The 14077-nt window shown below is 71.9% G+C and carries 14 protein-coding genes; 5 read left to right on the forward strand and 9 right to left on the reverse strand.

The features are described 5' to 3' along the window. Nucleotides 1-63: 63 nt before the first annotated feature. The 4 genes from FGD71_RS36920 to lipB form a co-directional block, all read right to left on the reverse strand. Nucleotides 64-765 (reverse strand): DUF4191 domain-containing protein, encoded by a 702-nt coding sequence (locus FGD71_RS36920; RefSeq protein ID WP_119104911.1) that lies wholly within the window; start codon nt 763-765, stop codon nt 64-66. A 62-nt stretch (nt 766-827) separates the two neighbouring features. Then, nucleotides 828-1028, reverse strand: coding sequence for an SCO2195 family GlnR-regulated protein (locus tag FGD71_RS36925; protein ID WP_119104924.1), 201 nt, complete (start codon nt 1026-1028; stop codon nt 828-830). A gap of 278 nt (nt 1029-1306) precedes the next feature. Further along, nucleotides 1307-2272, reverse strand: coding sequence for a lipoyl synthase (gene lipA, locus FGD71_RS36930; protein WP_119104912.1), 966 nt, complete (start codon nt 2270-2272; stop codon nt 1307-1309). Nucleotides 2273-2785: 513 nt separating this feature from the next. Beyond that, entirely contained in the window at nt 2786-3589 is an 804-nt protein-coding gene (lipB, locus tag FGD71_RS36935) for a lipoyl(octanoyl) transferase LipB (protein ID WP_119104913.1), read from the reverse strand. Between the two features lie 253 nt (nt 3590-3842). On the opposite strand from lipB, the gene FGD71_RS36940 reads away from it, so the two are divergent. Then, nucleotides 3843-5288, forward strand: coding sequence for an NsdA family TPR-like regulatory protein (locus tag FGD71_RS36940; RefSeq protein WP_119104914.1), 1446 nt, complete (start codon nt 3843-3845; stop codon nt 5286-5288). Between the two features lie 140 nt (nt 5289-5428). On the opposite strand, the gene FGD71_RS36945 is transcribed toward FGD71_RS36940, so the two are convergent. Together FGD71_RS36945 and FGD71_RS36950 are read right to left on the reverse strand one after the other, a co-directional pair. Continuing rightward, complete coding sequence (locus FGD71_RS36945) at nt 5429-6850, reverse strand: NAD(P)/FAD-dependent oxidoreductase (protein WP_119104915.1); 1422 nt, start codon at nt 6848-6850, stop codon at nt 5429-5431. 338 nt (nt 6851-7188) lie between these two features. Beyond that, nucleotides 7189-8088 carry a TIGR01777 family oxidoreductase gene (locus FGD71_RS36950; RefSeq protein ID WP_119104916.1) on the reverse strand — a complete coding sequence of 300 codons (900 nt, stop codon included), beginning with the start codon at nt 8086-8088 and terminating at the stop codon, nt 7189-7191. Between the two features lie 94 nt (nt 8089-8182). Between FGD71_RS36950 and FGD71_RS36955 the strand changes: the two genes are divergently transcribed. After that, on the forward strand, nt 8183-8671 hold the full coding sequence (locus FGD71_RS36955) for a GNAT family N-acetyltransferase (protein ID WP_119104917.1): 489 nt from the start codon (nt 8183-8185) through the stop codon (nt 8669-8671). Nucleotides 8672-8746: 75 nt separating this feature from the next. On the opposite strand, the gene FGD71_RS36960 is transcribed toward FGD71_RS36955, so the two are convergent. Then, a complete protein-coding gene (locus FGD71_RS36960; protein ID WP_119104918.1) occupies nt 8747-9931 on the reverse strand; it encodes a MarP family serine protease in 1185 nt (394 codons plus the stop codon). A gap of 218 nt (nt 9932-10149) precedes the next feature. Between FGD71_RS36960 and FGD71_RS36965 the strand changes: the two genes are divergently transcribed. Both FGD71_RS36965 and FGD71_RS36970 read left to right on the forward strand, forming a co-directional pair. Continuing rightward, the gene (locus FGD71_RS36965; protein WP_119104919.1) at nt 10150-11019 is read left to right on the forward strand and encodes a peptidoglycan recognition protein family protein; all 870 of its coding nucleotides are present in this window, start codon (nt 10150-10152) and stop codon (nt 11017-11019) included. Nucleotides 11020-11146: 127 nt separating this feature from the next. Further along, nucleotides 11147-11380 (forward strand): hypothetical protein, encoded by a 234-nt coding sequence (locus FGD71_RS36970; RefSeq protein ID WP_119104920.1) that lies wholly within the window; start codon nt 11147-11149, stop codon nt 11378-11380. Nucleotides 11381-11416: 36 nt separating this feature from the next. On the opposite strand, the gene FGD71_RS36975 is transcribed toward FGD71_RS36970, so the two are convergent. Next, a complete protein-coding gene (locus tag FGD71_RS36975; protein WP_119104921.1) occupies nt 11417-11935 on the reverse strand; it encodes a DUF4240 domain-containing protein in 519 nt (172 codons plus the stop codon). A 122-nt stretch (nt 11936-12057) separates the two neighbouring features. Here FGD71_RS36975 and FGD71_RS36980 point away from each other — a divergent pair, with 122 nt between their 5' ends. After that, nucleotides 12058-13002 carry an SDR family oxidoreductase gene (locus tag FGD71_RS36980; RefSeq protein WP_119104922.1) on the forward strand — a complete coding sequence of 315 codons (945 nt, stop codon included), beginning with the start codon at nt 12058-12060 and terminating at the stop codon, nt 13000-13002. Here the strand turns inward: FGD71_RS36980 and FGD71_RS36985 are convergent. Beyond that, nucleotides 12986-13975 carry a helix-turn-helix transcriptional regulator gene (locus FGD71_RS36985; protein ID WP_119104923.1) on the reverse strand — a complete coding sequence of 330 codons (990 nt, stop codon included), beginning with the start codon at nt 13973-13975 and terminating at the stop codon, nt 12986-12988. The genes FGD71_RS36980 and FGD71_RS36985 overlap by 17 nt on opposite strands. Nucleotides 13976-14077: the final 102 nt, after the last annotated feature.

Consider the following 14077-nt stretch of genomic DNA (forward strand, 5'->3'; position numbering starts at 1 on the left):
CGGAACCGTGAGGTTCCGGGGCGCCCATTGCATGTGGTCGGCTGAGCCGAGTGAGCGGCAGCGCTATCGCGCCTTCGGGCCGCCGCGGGGCATCCGCATCCCCTTGGGCATCGGGCCCTTCGGCAGCGGCATGTTGCTCATCAGGTCGCCCAGGGCACGCAGTCGGTCGTTGGTCGCGGTGACCTGAGGACCGGTCAGGACGCGGGGCAGCTTCAACATCGTCGTACGGAGCTTCTTGAGCTCCACCTGGCCCTCGCCCTTCCCGACGAGGATGTCGTGCACGGGCACGTCCGCGACGATGCGGGCCATCTTCTTCTTCTCGGCGGCCAGCAGGCCCTTCACCCGGTTCGGGTTGCCCTCGGCGATCAGTACGATGCCCGGCTTGCCGACGGCCCGGTGCACCACGTCCTGGCTGCGGTTCATCGCCACCGCCGGGGTCGTCGTCCAGCCACGCTTCATGTTGTCGAGTACCGCGGCCGCCGCGCCCGGCTGGCCCTCCATCTGCCCGAAGGCGGCACGCTCGGCCCGGCGTCCGAAGACGATCGCCATCGCGAGGAAGGCGAGCAGGAGGCCGAGAATGCCGAGATAGACCGGGTGACCGATCAAGAAACCGATCGCGAGGAAGACACCGAGGGTGACGATTCCGACAGCCGCGAGTACAAGACCGATCTTGGAATCGGCCTTGCGGGTCATCTTGTAGGTCAGGGCGATCTGCTTGAGTCGCCCGGGGTTCGCAGCGTCCGCTGCGGTTTCCTTCCTCGCCATGCGGTGAAGTCTACGTGGCGTGGGAAGTGCCGACGACGGCGGTGCCGGTCGGACTTTCGTCGTCACGGGCGGGTGGCGAGCGACTGCTCCAGGATGAGCTGCGCCTCGACCCGGTCCTTGGCGCGGCGGCGGTCCTCCAGGACGGAGGTCCAGGCGTTACGGCGGGCGGTGCGCTGGCCGCCACTCATGAGGAGCGTTTCGACGGCACGGAGTGCATCGGTGAACGACGGAATCGCTGTGGCGCGTACGGGCGCGGCCTGCATGATGGGGGTCCCCCTCGGGATGGTGGCGTAGGAGTGCGGGTGTACGTGGCGTGAGTCCAGCGTCACTGATTGGTGTTACCAGGACGTGACCGGCTGGTCAAACGCCAGTGAAGCCTTGTTATGCAGCCCCAAAACGCCGACGCGGCCCTGATCGTGCCCCCTATCTGCGGGGACGGTCAGGACCGCGTCGTATCGGCCACTACTCGGGGGTAGCTTCTTGTGCGCAGATTCACACGCCTGAATGGCACCCCGTGCCACTGCTCATGGCGTACGCCGGGTCAGACGGCCTGCGAGGCGACGTACGCGCCACGCTTCTCCACGGCCATCTGGTAGAGCCGTCCGGCGCGGTACGAGGAGCGCACCAGCGGCCCGGACATCACACCCGAGAAGCCGATCTGGTCGGCCTCGTCCTTCAGCTCCACGAACTCGTGCGGCTTGACCCAGCGCTCCACGGGGTGGTGGCGCGCGGACGGGCGCAGGTACTGGGTGATGGTCACCAGCTCGCATCCCGCGTCGTGCAGTTGCCGGAGCGTCTCGCTGACCTCCTCGCGGGTCTCGCCCATACCGAGGATCAGATTCGACTTGGTGACCAGCCCGAAGTCGCGGGCTTCGGTGATGACCTTCAGCGAGCGCTCGTAGCGGAAGCCGGGGCGGATGCGCTTGAAGATCCGGGGGACCGTCTCGACGTTGTGCGCGAAGACCTCCGGGCGGGAGGAGAAGACCTCGGCGAGCTGGTCCGGCTCGGCGTTGAAGTCGGGGGCGAGCAGCTCGACCTTGGTACGGCCGGACTCGCGGTTCGAGGTCTGGGCGTGGATCTGGCGGACCGTCTCCGCGTACAGCCAGGCGCCACCGTCCTCCAGGTCGTCGCGGGCGACGCCGGTGATCGTGGCGTAGTTCAGGTCCATCGTGACGACGGACTCGCCGACGCGGCGGGGCTCGTCGCGGTCGAGTGCCGCGGGCTTGCCGGTATCGATCTGGCAGAAGTCGCAGCGGCGGGTGCACTGGTCGCCGCCGATGAGGAACGTGGCCTCGCGGTCCTCCCAGCACTCGTAGATGTTGGGACAGCCGGCCTCCTGGCAGACCGTGTGCAGGCCCTCGCTCTTCACGAGGTTCTGCATCTTGGTGTACTCGGGGCCCATTTTCGCCCGGGTCTTGATCCACTCGGGCTTGCGCTCGATGGGGGTCTGGCTGTTGCGGACCTCCAGGCGCAGCATCTTGCGTCCGTCGGGTGAGACTGCGGACACGACCGGCTCCCTACAACTTTGATTCGTCGGCGTCCACCAGGGTACGCCCGTGCACTTTTCGGCCCCGCGTGTGGGCAACCTTCGGACCGGGGGTGACATTCCCGCGGCTTCTTCCGCCCCCGCCGCCCCTACCCGTCCCATCCCTGGGGGCTCCGCCCCCAGACCCCCGATAGGCCTGGGGGTGCCTGGGGCGGGAGGGAAGGTTCGGGTGGGTGGGTGCGCATCGGCCTGAACGGCCTCGTCCTCAAGCGCCGGACGGGCTGATGGTGCACGCGTACCCCGACCGGCCCGCAGCCGCCCACGTACCGAAGGGGACGGGGCGGGGGTGTCCGCCCGCAGCGGATGGCGCGTCGGCTCGGGGGCCTCTACCAGCTGACCGATTCCGCGCCAGACCGAGGACGGATACCCCCGTCGCGGCCCCGCCCTGCAACGAACCGGACGCGCCCGGGCTCCGGTCAACCGCCGGAGGCTCACGCCCCGCCCTACAGCGAACCGGACGCGCCCGGGCCCCGCTCAACCGCCGGAGGCAACCCGCTCGATCTCGCGCGGCCTCAGGTCCGCGTTCTCCAGTACTTCCCGCAAGTGCTTCTCGGCGACCGGCAGGACATCCGCGATCGTGACCTCGCGTGACAGCTCGTTCGTCAGGGACGTGACGCCCGCGTCGCGGATGCCGCAAGGGATGATCTTGTCGAACCAGACGTTGTCCGGGTTCACGTTCAGGGCGAAGCCGTGCATCGTGACGCCCTTGGCGACGCGGATGCCGATCGCGGCGATCTTGCGGTCCTCACGGCGCTGGCCGGCGTTGGAGGGGGCGTACTCCGGGCCGTTGAGCCGCGCGTCGAACTCCTCGTCCTGGAGGCGCGGGTCGAAGTCCAGGGAGAGGCCGCCGAGCGCGGGCCGCCGCGCCACCGGGTCGCCGAGCACCCAGACGCCGCTGCGGCCCTCGACGCGGCTGGTCTCCAGGCCGAACTCCGCGCACGTACGGATCAGGGCCTCTTCGAGGCGGCGTACATGCGCGACCACGTCCACGGGACGCGGCAGTTTCTGGATCGGGTAGCCCACCAGCTGACCCGGACCGTGCCAGGTGATCTTGCCGCCGCGGTCCACGTCCACGACCGGCGTGCCGTCGAGGGGCCGCTCCTCGGGCGCGGTGCGCCGGCCCGCCGTGTAGACCGGCGGGTGCTCCAGGAGCAGACACGTGTCGGGGACCTCGTCCTGGAAGCGGGCGGCGTGCACGCGACGCTGCTCGTCCCAGGCCTCCTGGTACTCGACGGCGTCCGCACCGAAACCCATCCGGACGAACCGCAACTCACTCACGGCAAGCGCCTCCCTGGAAGTCCCTAGAAGCCTCAGAAGCCTCGTTAGGCCAGAAGCCTGGTAAGGCGCATGCGCGCCCCGCGCCACTGTACGTCCGGTCGACGACCGTCAGCACTGGGGTCAATCCTCACACGATCGGATGAATGCGCGGAGAAACGTGTGATGGGCTGCTCACGGAGCGCTACATTCGCGCCGTTGACAAGGCCATTAGGCCAACTTCCCCAGGCCTGGAAGGCAGGAGTTCGCACCGCAGATGACGGAACGACCCGCGCAGCGCACCCCCAACCGTCAGCTCGCCGCACTGATCGCAGAAGCGGGGTTCTCCAACGCGGGACTAGCCCGTCGCGTCGACCAGCTCGGTCTCGAACATGGGCTTGATCTGAGATACGACAAGACGTCGGTGACCCGCTGGCTGCGCGGTCAGCAGCCGCGCGGGACGACCCCCGCGCTGATCGCCGAGGTGTTCACACGCCGGCTGGGGCGCAGGCTCACCGCGCAGGACCTGGGCCTCGACGCGTGCGCCCCCGTGTACGCGGGGCTCGAGTTCGCGGCCACCCCCGAGGAGGCCGTCGACATCGTCAGCGGGCTGTGGCGCAAGGACTCCGGGAGTCACGCGGAACTGCGCAAGATCGCGTTCACCCCCGCCGGGCTGGTCGTGCCGAGTCGGGACTGGCTGATCGGGCGGGCCGACGACCGGGTGGGCCGCGGCGAGGCGACGATCGGCCGGGTCCCCGCGCAGGCGCAGGGCCGCCCCGCCGTGCCCCGGCAGCGCACACAGACCGAGCGTCAGCCCGGGCAGCGGGTTTCCGCGGGCGACATCGCGGCGCTGCGGTCGGTCGGGGAGCTGTTCAGGGCCCTCGACCACGCGTACGGCGGCGGCCACGCCCGGCAGGCCCTCGTGCGTTACCTGGAGCACGAGGCGGAGCCCATGCTGCGCGGAACGTACGGAGAGCAGACCGGGCGCCGGCTGTTCGCCGCCGCGGCCGATCTCACCCGTCTCGCCGGCTGGACGTCGTACGACATCGCCGCGCACGGCCTGGCCCAGCGGTACTTCGTCCAGGCGCTCCGGCTGTCGCAGGCGGCGGGGGACCGGGCTTACGGGTCCTACGTCCTCGTGACGATGAGCCGGCAGGCCGTGTACCTGGGCCACGGCCGGGAGGCGGTGCAGCTGGCCCGGGTCGCCCAGCAGGGCGTGGGTTCGTCCGCGCCGCCCGTCGTACAGGCACTGCTGCACGCCGCCGAGGCGCGGGGCCACGGGGTGCTCGGTGAGGTACGGGCCTGCACGTCCTCCCTCGTCCGCGCCGAGCGGGCGCTGGAGGCGGCCCGGCCCACGGACGACGTCCCGTACTGGGCGCGCTTCTTCGACGAGGCGCAGCTCGCGGACGAGTTCGGGCACTGTCACCGCGACCTCCAGCAGTACCGCGCCGCCGCCCAGCACGCCGAACGCTCCCTCCAGCTCCGCGCCCCCGGCTACGCCCGCAGCCGCCTCTTCTGCCGTGTCGTCCTCGCCACGGCGCGCCTCGGCCTCGGCGAACTCGACCAGGCCTGCCAGTTGGGCGCGGAGGCGGCGGCCCAGGCCGCCGAGATGCGGTCGGTGCGCGCCGCGGAGTACGTGCGCGACTTCGAGCGGCGGCTGGAGCCGTACCGGGACGCGGCGCCGGTGCGGGGATACCGGGACAAGGTGGCGGCTCTGGGGTAGCGGCGGGCGTCGTGGAAGAGGGGCGGGCGCGGGAGCGCAGGGCGCAGGGGCACTGAGGTGGAGGTCCCGCCCCGCGACGGGGCCTCCACCTCGGTCCTCGCCCGCCCCTTCCCGGCAACGGAGAGGGCGCGTGGCGCGCGTTACGCGGCCCTGGGTAACCGGGCGGCGGCGTGTGCCGGGGTGATGCCGAGGTCCGCCAGCAGCGCTGCCGCCGCACGGTGACCGGAGTGCAGGGCACCTTGGACCGTGCTGGTGTCGCGGTGGTCGCCGCAGATGTACAGGCCCGCGAGGAGGCGGACGGGACGGCGCAGGTCGTGCGGGGGCGGCATCGCGGGAACGGCTTCCGGGGTGTGGTGGACCGCCAAAAGCTCCCAGCGGAGCGTGGACGTGCCGTAGAGGTCGGCCAGGTGGGCGCGGACGACCCGGTCGGCGTCCGGGGGCGGTGCGCCGAGGATCGTGGACGAGATCAGGGCGCGGCCCGCGGGGGCGCGGGACGGGTCGACCTGGCTGATGACGGCGGTGTGGGCCACGGGGCCGCGCCGGTCCGCGTCGAGGAGCAGCGCCGCCCCGGTCGACGGCGTCTCGTCGGCTGTGTGGTGCACCACCGTCACCGGGTGGAACGACGGCACCCGCAGGCCGGGCAGCAGCTCCGCGGCCTCGCGCGCTCCCGTCGCCAACAGGACGGCGCCACAACGGATTTCACCGTGTTCCGCCGTGCTCACGGATGTCGTGGACACGGAGGTGACATGCACACCGGTGTGGACCGTCCCGGGCGGGAGGGCGCCCGCGAGCAGCTCCGGCAAGGTGTCGGCGCCGCCCTCAGGCAGGCACAACCGCCCGGAGGCGAAGGCGCGTAGGGCGAGGTCCGCACACCGGCTGGACGTCGTCAGATCCGGGTCGCAGAGCAGCGCGGCCAGCAGCGGCCGCAGAAAACCCTCGACCGTACGAGCGGGCACCCCGCGCGCCGCCACCGCACGCCCGGCCGGCTGCTCCGGCCGCGCCAGCAGCCGATCCACCGGCGCGGCCGCGATCCGGCCGAGGACGGCCGCGAGCCGTGCCTGGTCGACGGCGCCGCCGAGCGGCGGGAAGGCCCGTGACAGGGGTGGGGTGGCGAGCGGAGGGAAGGCGGACTGCGCCGGCCACACGGCGCCGCCGCCGGGCGACTGGCCTGTCCGCCGGGCACCACGTGGCCTCCGAGGGGCCGTCACAAAGGCGCGTGCCGCGCCGAGTGCGCCCCGTGCGCCCCCGGCGCTCGCGAGTTCGCCCGCCCGGTGTGTGCGCCCGTCGGCGTGGACGAGAACGCCCGGGGCGAACGGGCGCAGGGCGAGGGCGTCGAGACCCGGAGTCAGGCGCAGCTCCGGATACGAGGTGGACAAGAGCTGACCGATGCGGTCGAGTCGGAAGCCGTCGACCTTCTCCGTCGCCATACGGCCCCCCACACAAGGGGCGCCCTCCAGAACTACGGTCGTCACTCCTGCGCTGGTCAGCCGGTGAGCAGCCGAGAGTCCCGCGACCCCGGCCCCCACGATGACGACGTCCGCCTGATACGCGGGCTCAAGCACCTGCCCCTCCTCGAGGTCGCGCGGCTGCTGGAGACTGCATGCCCCCAACGGGCATCCGGAATACCCGAGTTCTGATCGAGGGTAGGGCCGCACCGCGACAGCGGCACTCGCGCATGAACAGGGCACGGGCGCACGCTGGTCGCATACGCCCGCTGGACCCCCTGACCGCGCCGGGGCGTGACGAGCACACCGCGCCCCTTGAGGGTCGCGGGCAACTGCGCGACGAGCCACGTCCGGCCCGCAGTTGAAGTACGACCGGGTCCGGGGGCGCACCCCCAGCGCCGTCAGCCCCAGCGCTGTCAGTCCCGGTAGCCGTCAGCCCCGCTGTCCGCCGTCATTCAGCCCCCGGCCGCCCGGATCGCCTCCTCGATACCTGGGAACGCGAAGGTGAAGCCCGACTCCAAAAGTCGTGTGGGTAGCACCCGTTGGCTCACCAGTACATCCCCGGCCAGTTCGCCGAGTGCGAGCCGCAGTGCGGGAGCGGGCACCGCGAAGAGCGTGGGCCGGTGCAGCACCCGGCCCATGGCCGCCGTGATCTCCCGGTTGGTGAGCGGGCGCGGGGCCGTCAGGTTGAAGGGACCTGACAGCGCCTCCGTGTCGAGCAGATGCCGCAGCGCGGCCACCTCGTCGTGCAGAGCGATGAAGCTCCAGTACTGCCGCCCGTCGCCCAGCCGTCCCCCGAGCCCCGCCTTGAAGAGCGGGAACAGCCGCCCCCAGGCCCCGCCCTTCGCGGACACCACCAGCCCGGTGCGCGCGAAGACGGTCCTGATCCCGGCCTCCTCCGCGGGCGCCGCCGCCTCCTCCCACTCGACGGCCATCGAGGGCAGGAACCCGTCGCCGGGCGGCGTGCTCTCGTCCACCGCCCGCTCGCCGGTGTCGCCGTAGATGCCGATCGCGCTGCCGCTCACAAAGACCCTTGGCGGCCGGTCGAGAGAGGCGACGGCCTCCGCCAGCGCGGACGTGCCCAGCACCCGGCTGTCACGGATCTTCCGCTTGTACGCGTCCGTCCAGCGGTGGTCGCCGATCCCGGCCCCCGCGAGGTTCACCACGGCGTCGCACCCGATGAGCCCGGCCGCGTCGACGTACTGCCGCTCGGGGTCCCACTCGATCTCGTCCTTCGCCCGGGGCGTACGGCGCACCAGCCGTGTCACCTCGTGCCCGTCCGCGGTCAGTGAGCGGACCAGTGCCGCTCCGATGAGGCCGGACGCCCCGGCCACGGCGATTCGGGAAGCTTCCATGGCCCTATCCTGCGCCAACGTCCCCACGCTCACCGCGCCGAGGGTGACCGAAACACCGGACGGCGTCCCGTGCGTCCGCCGTACAGTGAATTCCATGCCCGTGCTGCACATACGCACCGCCCTGCCCGACGACGAGGACGAGTTGGGCCGTCTCGATCGCGCGACCTGGTCGTACCAGCACGCGGTCAGACCCCGGGACCAGCCGCCGTACGAGCCGTTCTTCGGCGATCGCTTCGGCCCCCGCGACCACCTCGTCGCGGAACTGGACGGACGCATCGTCGGCTATGTGCGCCTCGGTTTCCCCACCCCGCTCGTCTCCAACGCGCACGTACGGCAGATCCAGGGCCTCGCCGTCGCCCACGAGGCGCGGGGCAACGGCGTGGGCCGGGCGCTGATCCGCGCCGTCATAGCGGAGGCCCGCCGCCAGGGCGCACTGCGTATCTCACTGCGCGTCCTCGGCCACAACACCCCGGCCCGCAAGCTGTACGAGTCGGAGGGCTTCGTCATCGAGGGAGTCCAGCCGGGGGAGTTCTACCTGGACGGAGAGTACGTCGACGATGTGCTGATGGGGCGCGGCCTCTGAGCCCCGATCAGGGCGCGCCGACGTTCGGGACGAGCCGAGGTCCCGGACGTACCGAGATCCCGGACGTGCCGACGTTCAGGACGTGACCAAGTCGCCCGTGTCCACGGGAGCCGAGGCGTTCGCCGCCCGCCGCGCGTCGTCCGCGACCTCGCCCACGGTCAGGACATAGCCCGTCTCGTCGTCGCTCGTGGAGCGGGCGAAGACGACGCCGTACACCTTGCCGCCGGTGGTCAGCAGGGGACCGCCGGAGTTGCCGGGGAGGACCGTGGAGCGGATGGAGTAGATCTCGCGCGTGACGGTGTCGGAGCCGTAGATGTTCTGGCCCGTGGCGTTGATCTTGTTCGCGACGGTGGCCGCCTGGAGGTCCAGGCCGCCGTCCTGCGGGTAGCCCGCGACCACGGCGGCGTCACCGCGGCCCGCGCTGTCGTCGAAGGGCAGTACGGGGGCCTTCAGACCCGGTACGTCCAGGACGGCCACATCCTTGTCGGCGTTGAAGAGGACGACCTTCGCCGGGTACGCCCGGCCCGTGCCGCCCACGCGTACGGTCGGTTCGTCGATGCCCGCCACCACGTGGGCGTTGGTCATCACATGCTCGGACGCGTACACGAAGCCGCTGCCCTCGCGGCCCTGGGTGCCCGCGACGCCCTCGACCTTCACCGTGGAACGCTGCGCGGCCCGCGAGGCCGCCGCGGTGACGTTGTCCCCGGAGGGCTTGGCGACGGCCGTCGTCGGCTCGTTCTCGAACGGGTTGAAGACCTGCGGGAAACCCGCCTCCGTGAGCGCCGAGGTGGCGCGGGTGAACCACGCCGGGGTGGTCTCCGGCATGACGGACTGCACCGCGCCCAGCAGTGACGAGCTGCGGATGGCCTGGCTGACGACGGGTGAGGCGGACGCGGCGAGGACGCTCGCGGCGACCCACGACACCAGCAGCACGGCGACGGTGTTGGCCGCGGCACCGCCCACTCCGTCGACCACGCGCAGGGAGCCCTGGTCCAACTCGCGCCGCAGACGCAAGGCCAGACGCCCCGCCAGCTCGTGTCCGACCACGGCCGGCAGCAGCACCGTGAACACCGCCGTGATCGTCGCCTCCGTGGTCCCCGCCGTCACCAGGTCCATGACCCAGGGCAGCAGCCATACGCCGATGACGGCACCGCCCACGAAGCCGGCCAGCGACACACAGCCCGCCACGAGCCCGCGCCGGTAGCCGGACGCCGCGTAGACGAGGATCACCAGCAACAGCAGGATGTCGAGCAGGTCCACTGAGCACCCTTTCTCTTGGGCCCCCTAGTACGCGCGGTGCGGGCCCAGTGATCAAGGCACGTACACGGGGAGCCCGGTATCCGGCCACACGTGCGAGGGATCCGGAATCCGGCCACGTACGCGTGGAACTGTAAAAACGTCGCGGACCGGGACGTTGGTTCCACCGGGTGGCACAGCACACATCGCGGACGGCACGGGTGTCCCGGAGAGTGGATCTCATGCGTGTCTTCCGTGCACCGCTGCCCCAACGCGCCCAGGACGCGCTGCGCAAGGTCCGCGCGGAATGCGTGCGGAGCGTGCGGCGGGCGCCGGCCGCGCTGCGCCTGCCGCGGGTGCCGCGAGCGGTGCGTATCACGCTGATCTGCCTCCCCGGCCTCGCGGCCGTCGCCGGGCTGGTCCTCTGGGCCGTCGTCGGGGGCGCCGGCACGCCGTCGGGCGTCCCGCGTGCCGTCGCCACCCGGGACGTCCCGGAGCACCGGGCCGCGCGGCCCGCCATCGTGCCCAGGGACAGATGGCTGGGCGACGGCGGGTACCAGCGCCCGCCCGCCCGGTACGCCGACCATGTCCACGCCGTGTTCGTGCACCACACCAACTCGCCGAACGACTACGACTGCGCCGACACGCCCCGCATCATCCGTTCGCTGTACGTCGGGCAGGCCGGCGCCCGGCGGTGGGACGACATCGGCTACAACTTCGTCGTCGACCGCTGCGGCCAGGTCTACGAGGGCCGCGCGGGCGGGAGCGAGCGGCCCGTCGTCGGGGCGCACACGCAGGGCTTCAACGTGGGATCGACGGGGATCGCGGCGCTCGGAACCTTCACCGCCGGAGTACCGGTCCCGCAGGCCATGACCGACGCCATCGCCGCCGTCGCCGCCTGGAAACTCGGCCTGTCGGACATCGACCCGCGCGCACCGGTGCGGATGGTCTCCACGAACAGCATGAGCAAGTACGCGGCGGGCACCACCGCGACCTTCCTCGCCGTCTCGGGCCACGCCGACGGCTTCCACACCGCCTGCCCGGGCGCGGCCCTGACGGCCCGCCTCCCCGCGATCCGGGAACGAGCCGCCCGTCTTCAGGGCAGGCCGTAGCCCCGTAGCCAGGAGCCCGTAGCTCACGACGGGCACGCCGGTTCACAGGCACACCACAGGCCGCTCACGGAGCACCCCGAGGCACGCCTCCTAGCGTCGAAGCACGCACTGACCGGAGGTGGGGATCATGAACAGCCGCAAGAAGCAGCAGTCCCGCGGGACGTCCCTGTGGGTGCGGGCCGCGCGGAGCCCGTGGACCGTGGCCTGCGTGGTGACCGCCGTCGTGGTGGGACCGTCCGCCGTCACCGCGTCCGCGCTCGACCGGGCCAACGCGGCACCCCCGCTGCACGGCGCGCCGCGGACCGGCTCGCATACTCCGGACCCCGGTTCCGCGACCGTCCCGCACGCGCCCGCCTGGTGAGGACCGGGCCGGGACCGCCCAGTCGGCTCAGTCGGCTCAGTCGGCGAACCGGTCCCACAGCCGCGGAAAGCGTTCCGCCAGCACCTTCTGGCTCTCGAAGTCGAGCGGCGCGCCCAGCGGCTCCGGGGGCGCGGCCGGGATACCGAGGTCAGGGGCGACCGTGCCGGTGAGCTGCTCGTACGCCTCGTCCGCCGCATAGCCCAGCTCCTCGCCCTCCCCGTCGACCTCCATGTCGAAGTCGGGCAGGAGCTCGGCGAGCAGGTCGGGCTCGTGCACGGCACCCTCGTACACCTCCCGCCCCTGCCCGATCAGCCAGCAGCGGAAGAAGTCGAAGGCGTCGTCGCTGGCCCCGTCCAGCAGGATCCACGCCGCGCCCCACAGATCCCAGGTGTAGGCGCGGTTGTAGCGGGCCTCGAAGTGACGGGCGAAGTCCAGGACCGACTCCGGGTCGAGCTGGAGGAGCCGGTCGACCAGCACGTCGGCCTGCTCCTCGGGGTCGCCCTCGGCGGCCTCGCGGGCGGTGTCCACCAGCTCCCAGAACTCCGTCTCGTCCATCACGGCACCAGCATCGGGCCTCCACCCGGCCCGCGCACCCGGGGACGTGCAGATCGTTATGCGCGCACATGCCGAAGGAAAGCCCGACAGCAGATGTCCTCTTTCGGCGAGATGCTCGGCGTATGGAGAACACAGAGCCACTCGAAGGAAAGATTGCCCTGGTCGCGGGCGCCACGCGTGGCGCGGGGCGGGCCATGGCGGTGGAGCTGGGACGCGCCGGAGCCACGGTGTACGCCACGGGACGGACGACCCGCTACCACGTGAGCGAGGTCGGCCGGTCCACCGAGACCATCGAGGAGACCGCCGAACTGGTCGACGCGGCGGCCGGAACCAAAGGCCGGGGAATCGCCGTGCCGACGGACCACCTGGAACCGGACCAGGTGCGGGCACTCGTCGAGCGCATCGACCGGGAACAGGGCCGCCTCGACATCCTCGTCAACGACCTCTGGGGCGGCGACGTCCACCTCGACATGGGCTCGAGCGAGCAGCCGAACATGTGGGAGATGGATCTGGCCAAGGGGCTGCGGGTCCTGCGTCTCGGCATCGAGTCGCACATCGTCACCAGCCACTGCGCGCTGCCGCTGCTGGTCCGAAACCCCGGCGGCCTGCTCGTCGAAGTCACCGACGGCACCGAGGAGTTCAACCGCCAGTACCGCAAACCGTTCTTCTACGACCTCGCCAAGACGACCCCGATCCGTATGACACACGACCTCGGGGAGGAGCTGAAGGAGTACGGCTGCACGGCCGTCTGCCTCACACCCGGCTGGCTGCGCTCCGAGGCCATGCTCGACAGCGCCTTCCATGTCACCGAGGAGAACTGGCAGGACGCCTGCGAGCAGGCCCCGCACTTCGCCATCTCCGAGTCGCCCACCTACATCGGCCGGGCCCTGGCCGCTCTCGCCGCCGACCCTGACGTGGCGCGCTGGAACGGGCGGTCGCTCTCCAGCGGTGGACTCGCCCAGGAGTACGGCTTCACGGACGTCGACGGCTCGGCCCCCGACGCCTGGCGCTACCTCACGGAGGTCGATCAGTCGAGCGGGTCCGCTGACGTCACGGGCTATCGGTGACCCGCGTGTAGTACCCCGCCGTCCGGGCCGCCGCCTGAGCGAAGCGCTCCCGCAGCGCGGACGGCTCCAGGACCTCCACCTCGGGTCCCAGGGCGAGGAGCTGGGTGTACGCCACGTCGTGCGACTCGACCGGCAGCGTGAGCGTCACCCGGCCCTCGTCGTCGGGCGGCCCGGCATCGGCCAGCGCCTCCTGGCCGGAGACCGGATCGACGGCGTACTTCAACTGCCGCACTCCCGCCTCCGACAGCCGGATCACCACCGTCGCCCGCAGGATCGAGCGGGCGAACTGCGCCGCCCGCTCCTCCCAGAAACCCGGCAGGTCGAAGCCCTCGTCACGGACGAAGCGCTCGTCCCCGGACTCCACCGCCGTGAACCGGTCGATGCGGTAGACGCGGAAGGAGCCGGGGTCGGGGACCCGGGCGCACACATACCAGACGCCCGCCTTGAGCACGAGGCCGTACGGCTCCAGCTCCCGCTCCACATCGGCCTCCTGACGCCGGTAGCGGGCGGTGATCCGGCGGTCGTCCCACACCGCTTCCGCGACCGCGGGCAGCAGCTCGGGAGTCTTCGGCTCGGCGAACCATGCGGGCGCGTCCAGGTGGAAGCGCTGCGCCGCCGTGTGGGAGGCGTCCCGCAGGGAGGGGAGCAGGGCGGCCGACACCTTGAGCCGGGCCGCCGAGGCGGCGTCCTCCAGCCCCATCTCCCGCAGCGCCCCCGGCACCCCGGACAGGAACAGTGCCTCGGCCTCGCTCCGGGCGAGGCCGGTGAGACGGGTGCGGTAGCCGCCGATGAGCCGGTACCCGCCGGTCCGGCCCCGGTCCGCGTACACCGGGACGCCGGCCTCCGACAGCGCCTGCGCGTCCCGGGTGACCGTCCGCTCGGACACCTCCAGCTCGCGGGCGAGTTCGGCGGCGGTCATGGAGGGACGGGACTGGAGCAGCAGCACCATCTTGATGAGCCGGGCAGCACGCATGGAGACATGATGCCCGGGCGGGGCGGGATGGGTTCTCGCCCCCGCCGCCCCTACCCTTTCCCGTCCCCTGGGGCTCCGCCCCAGACCCCGCTCCCGGGGGCC

Source organism: Streptomyces sporangiiformans (assembly GCF_005768555.2).
Lineage (GTDB): Bacteria > Actinomycetota > Actinomycetes > Streptomycetales > Streptomycetaceae > Streptomyces > Streptomyces sporangiiformans.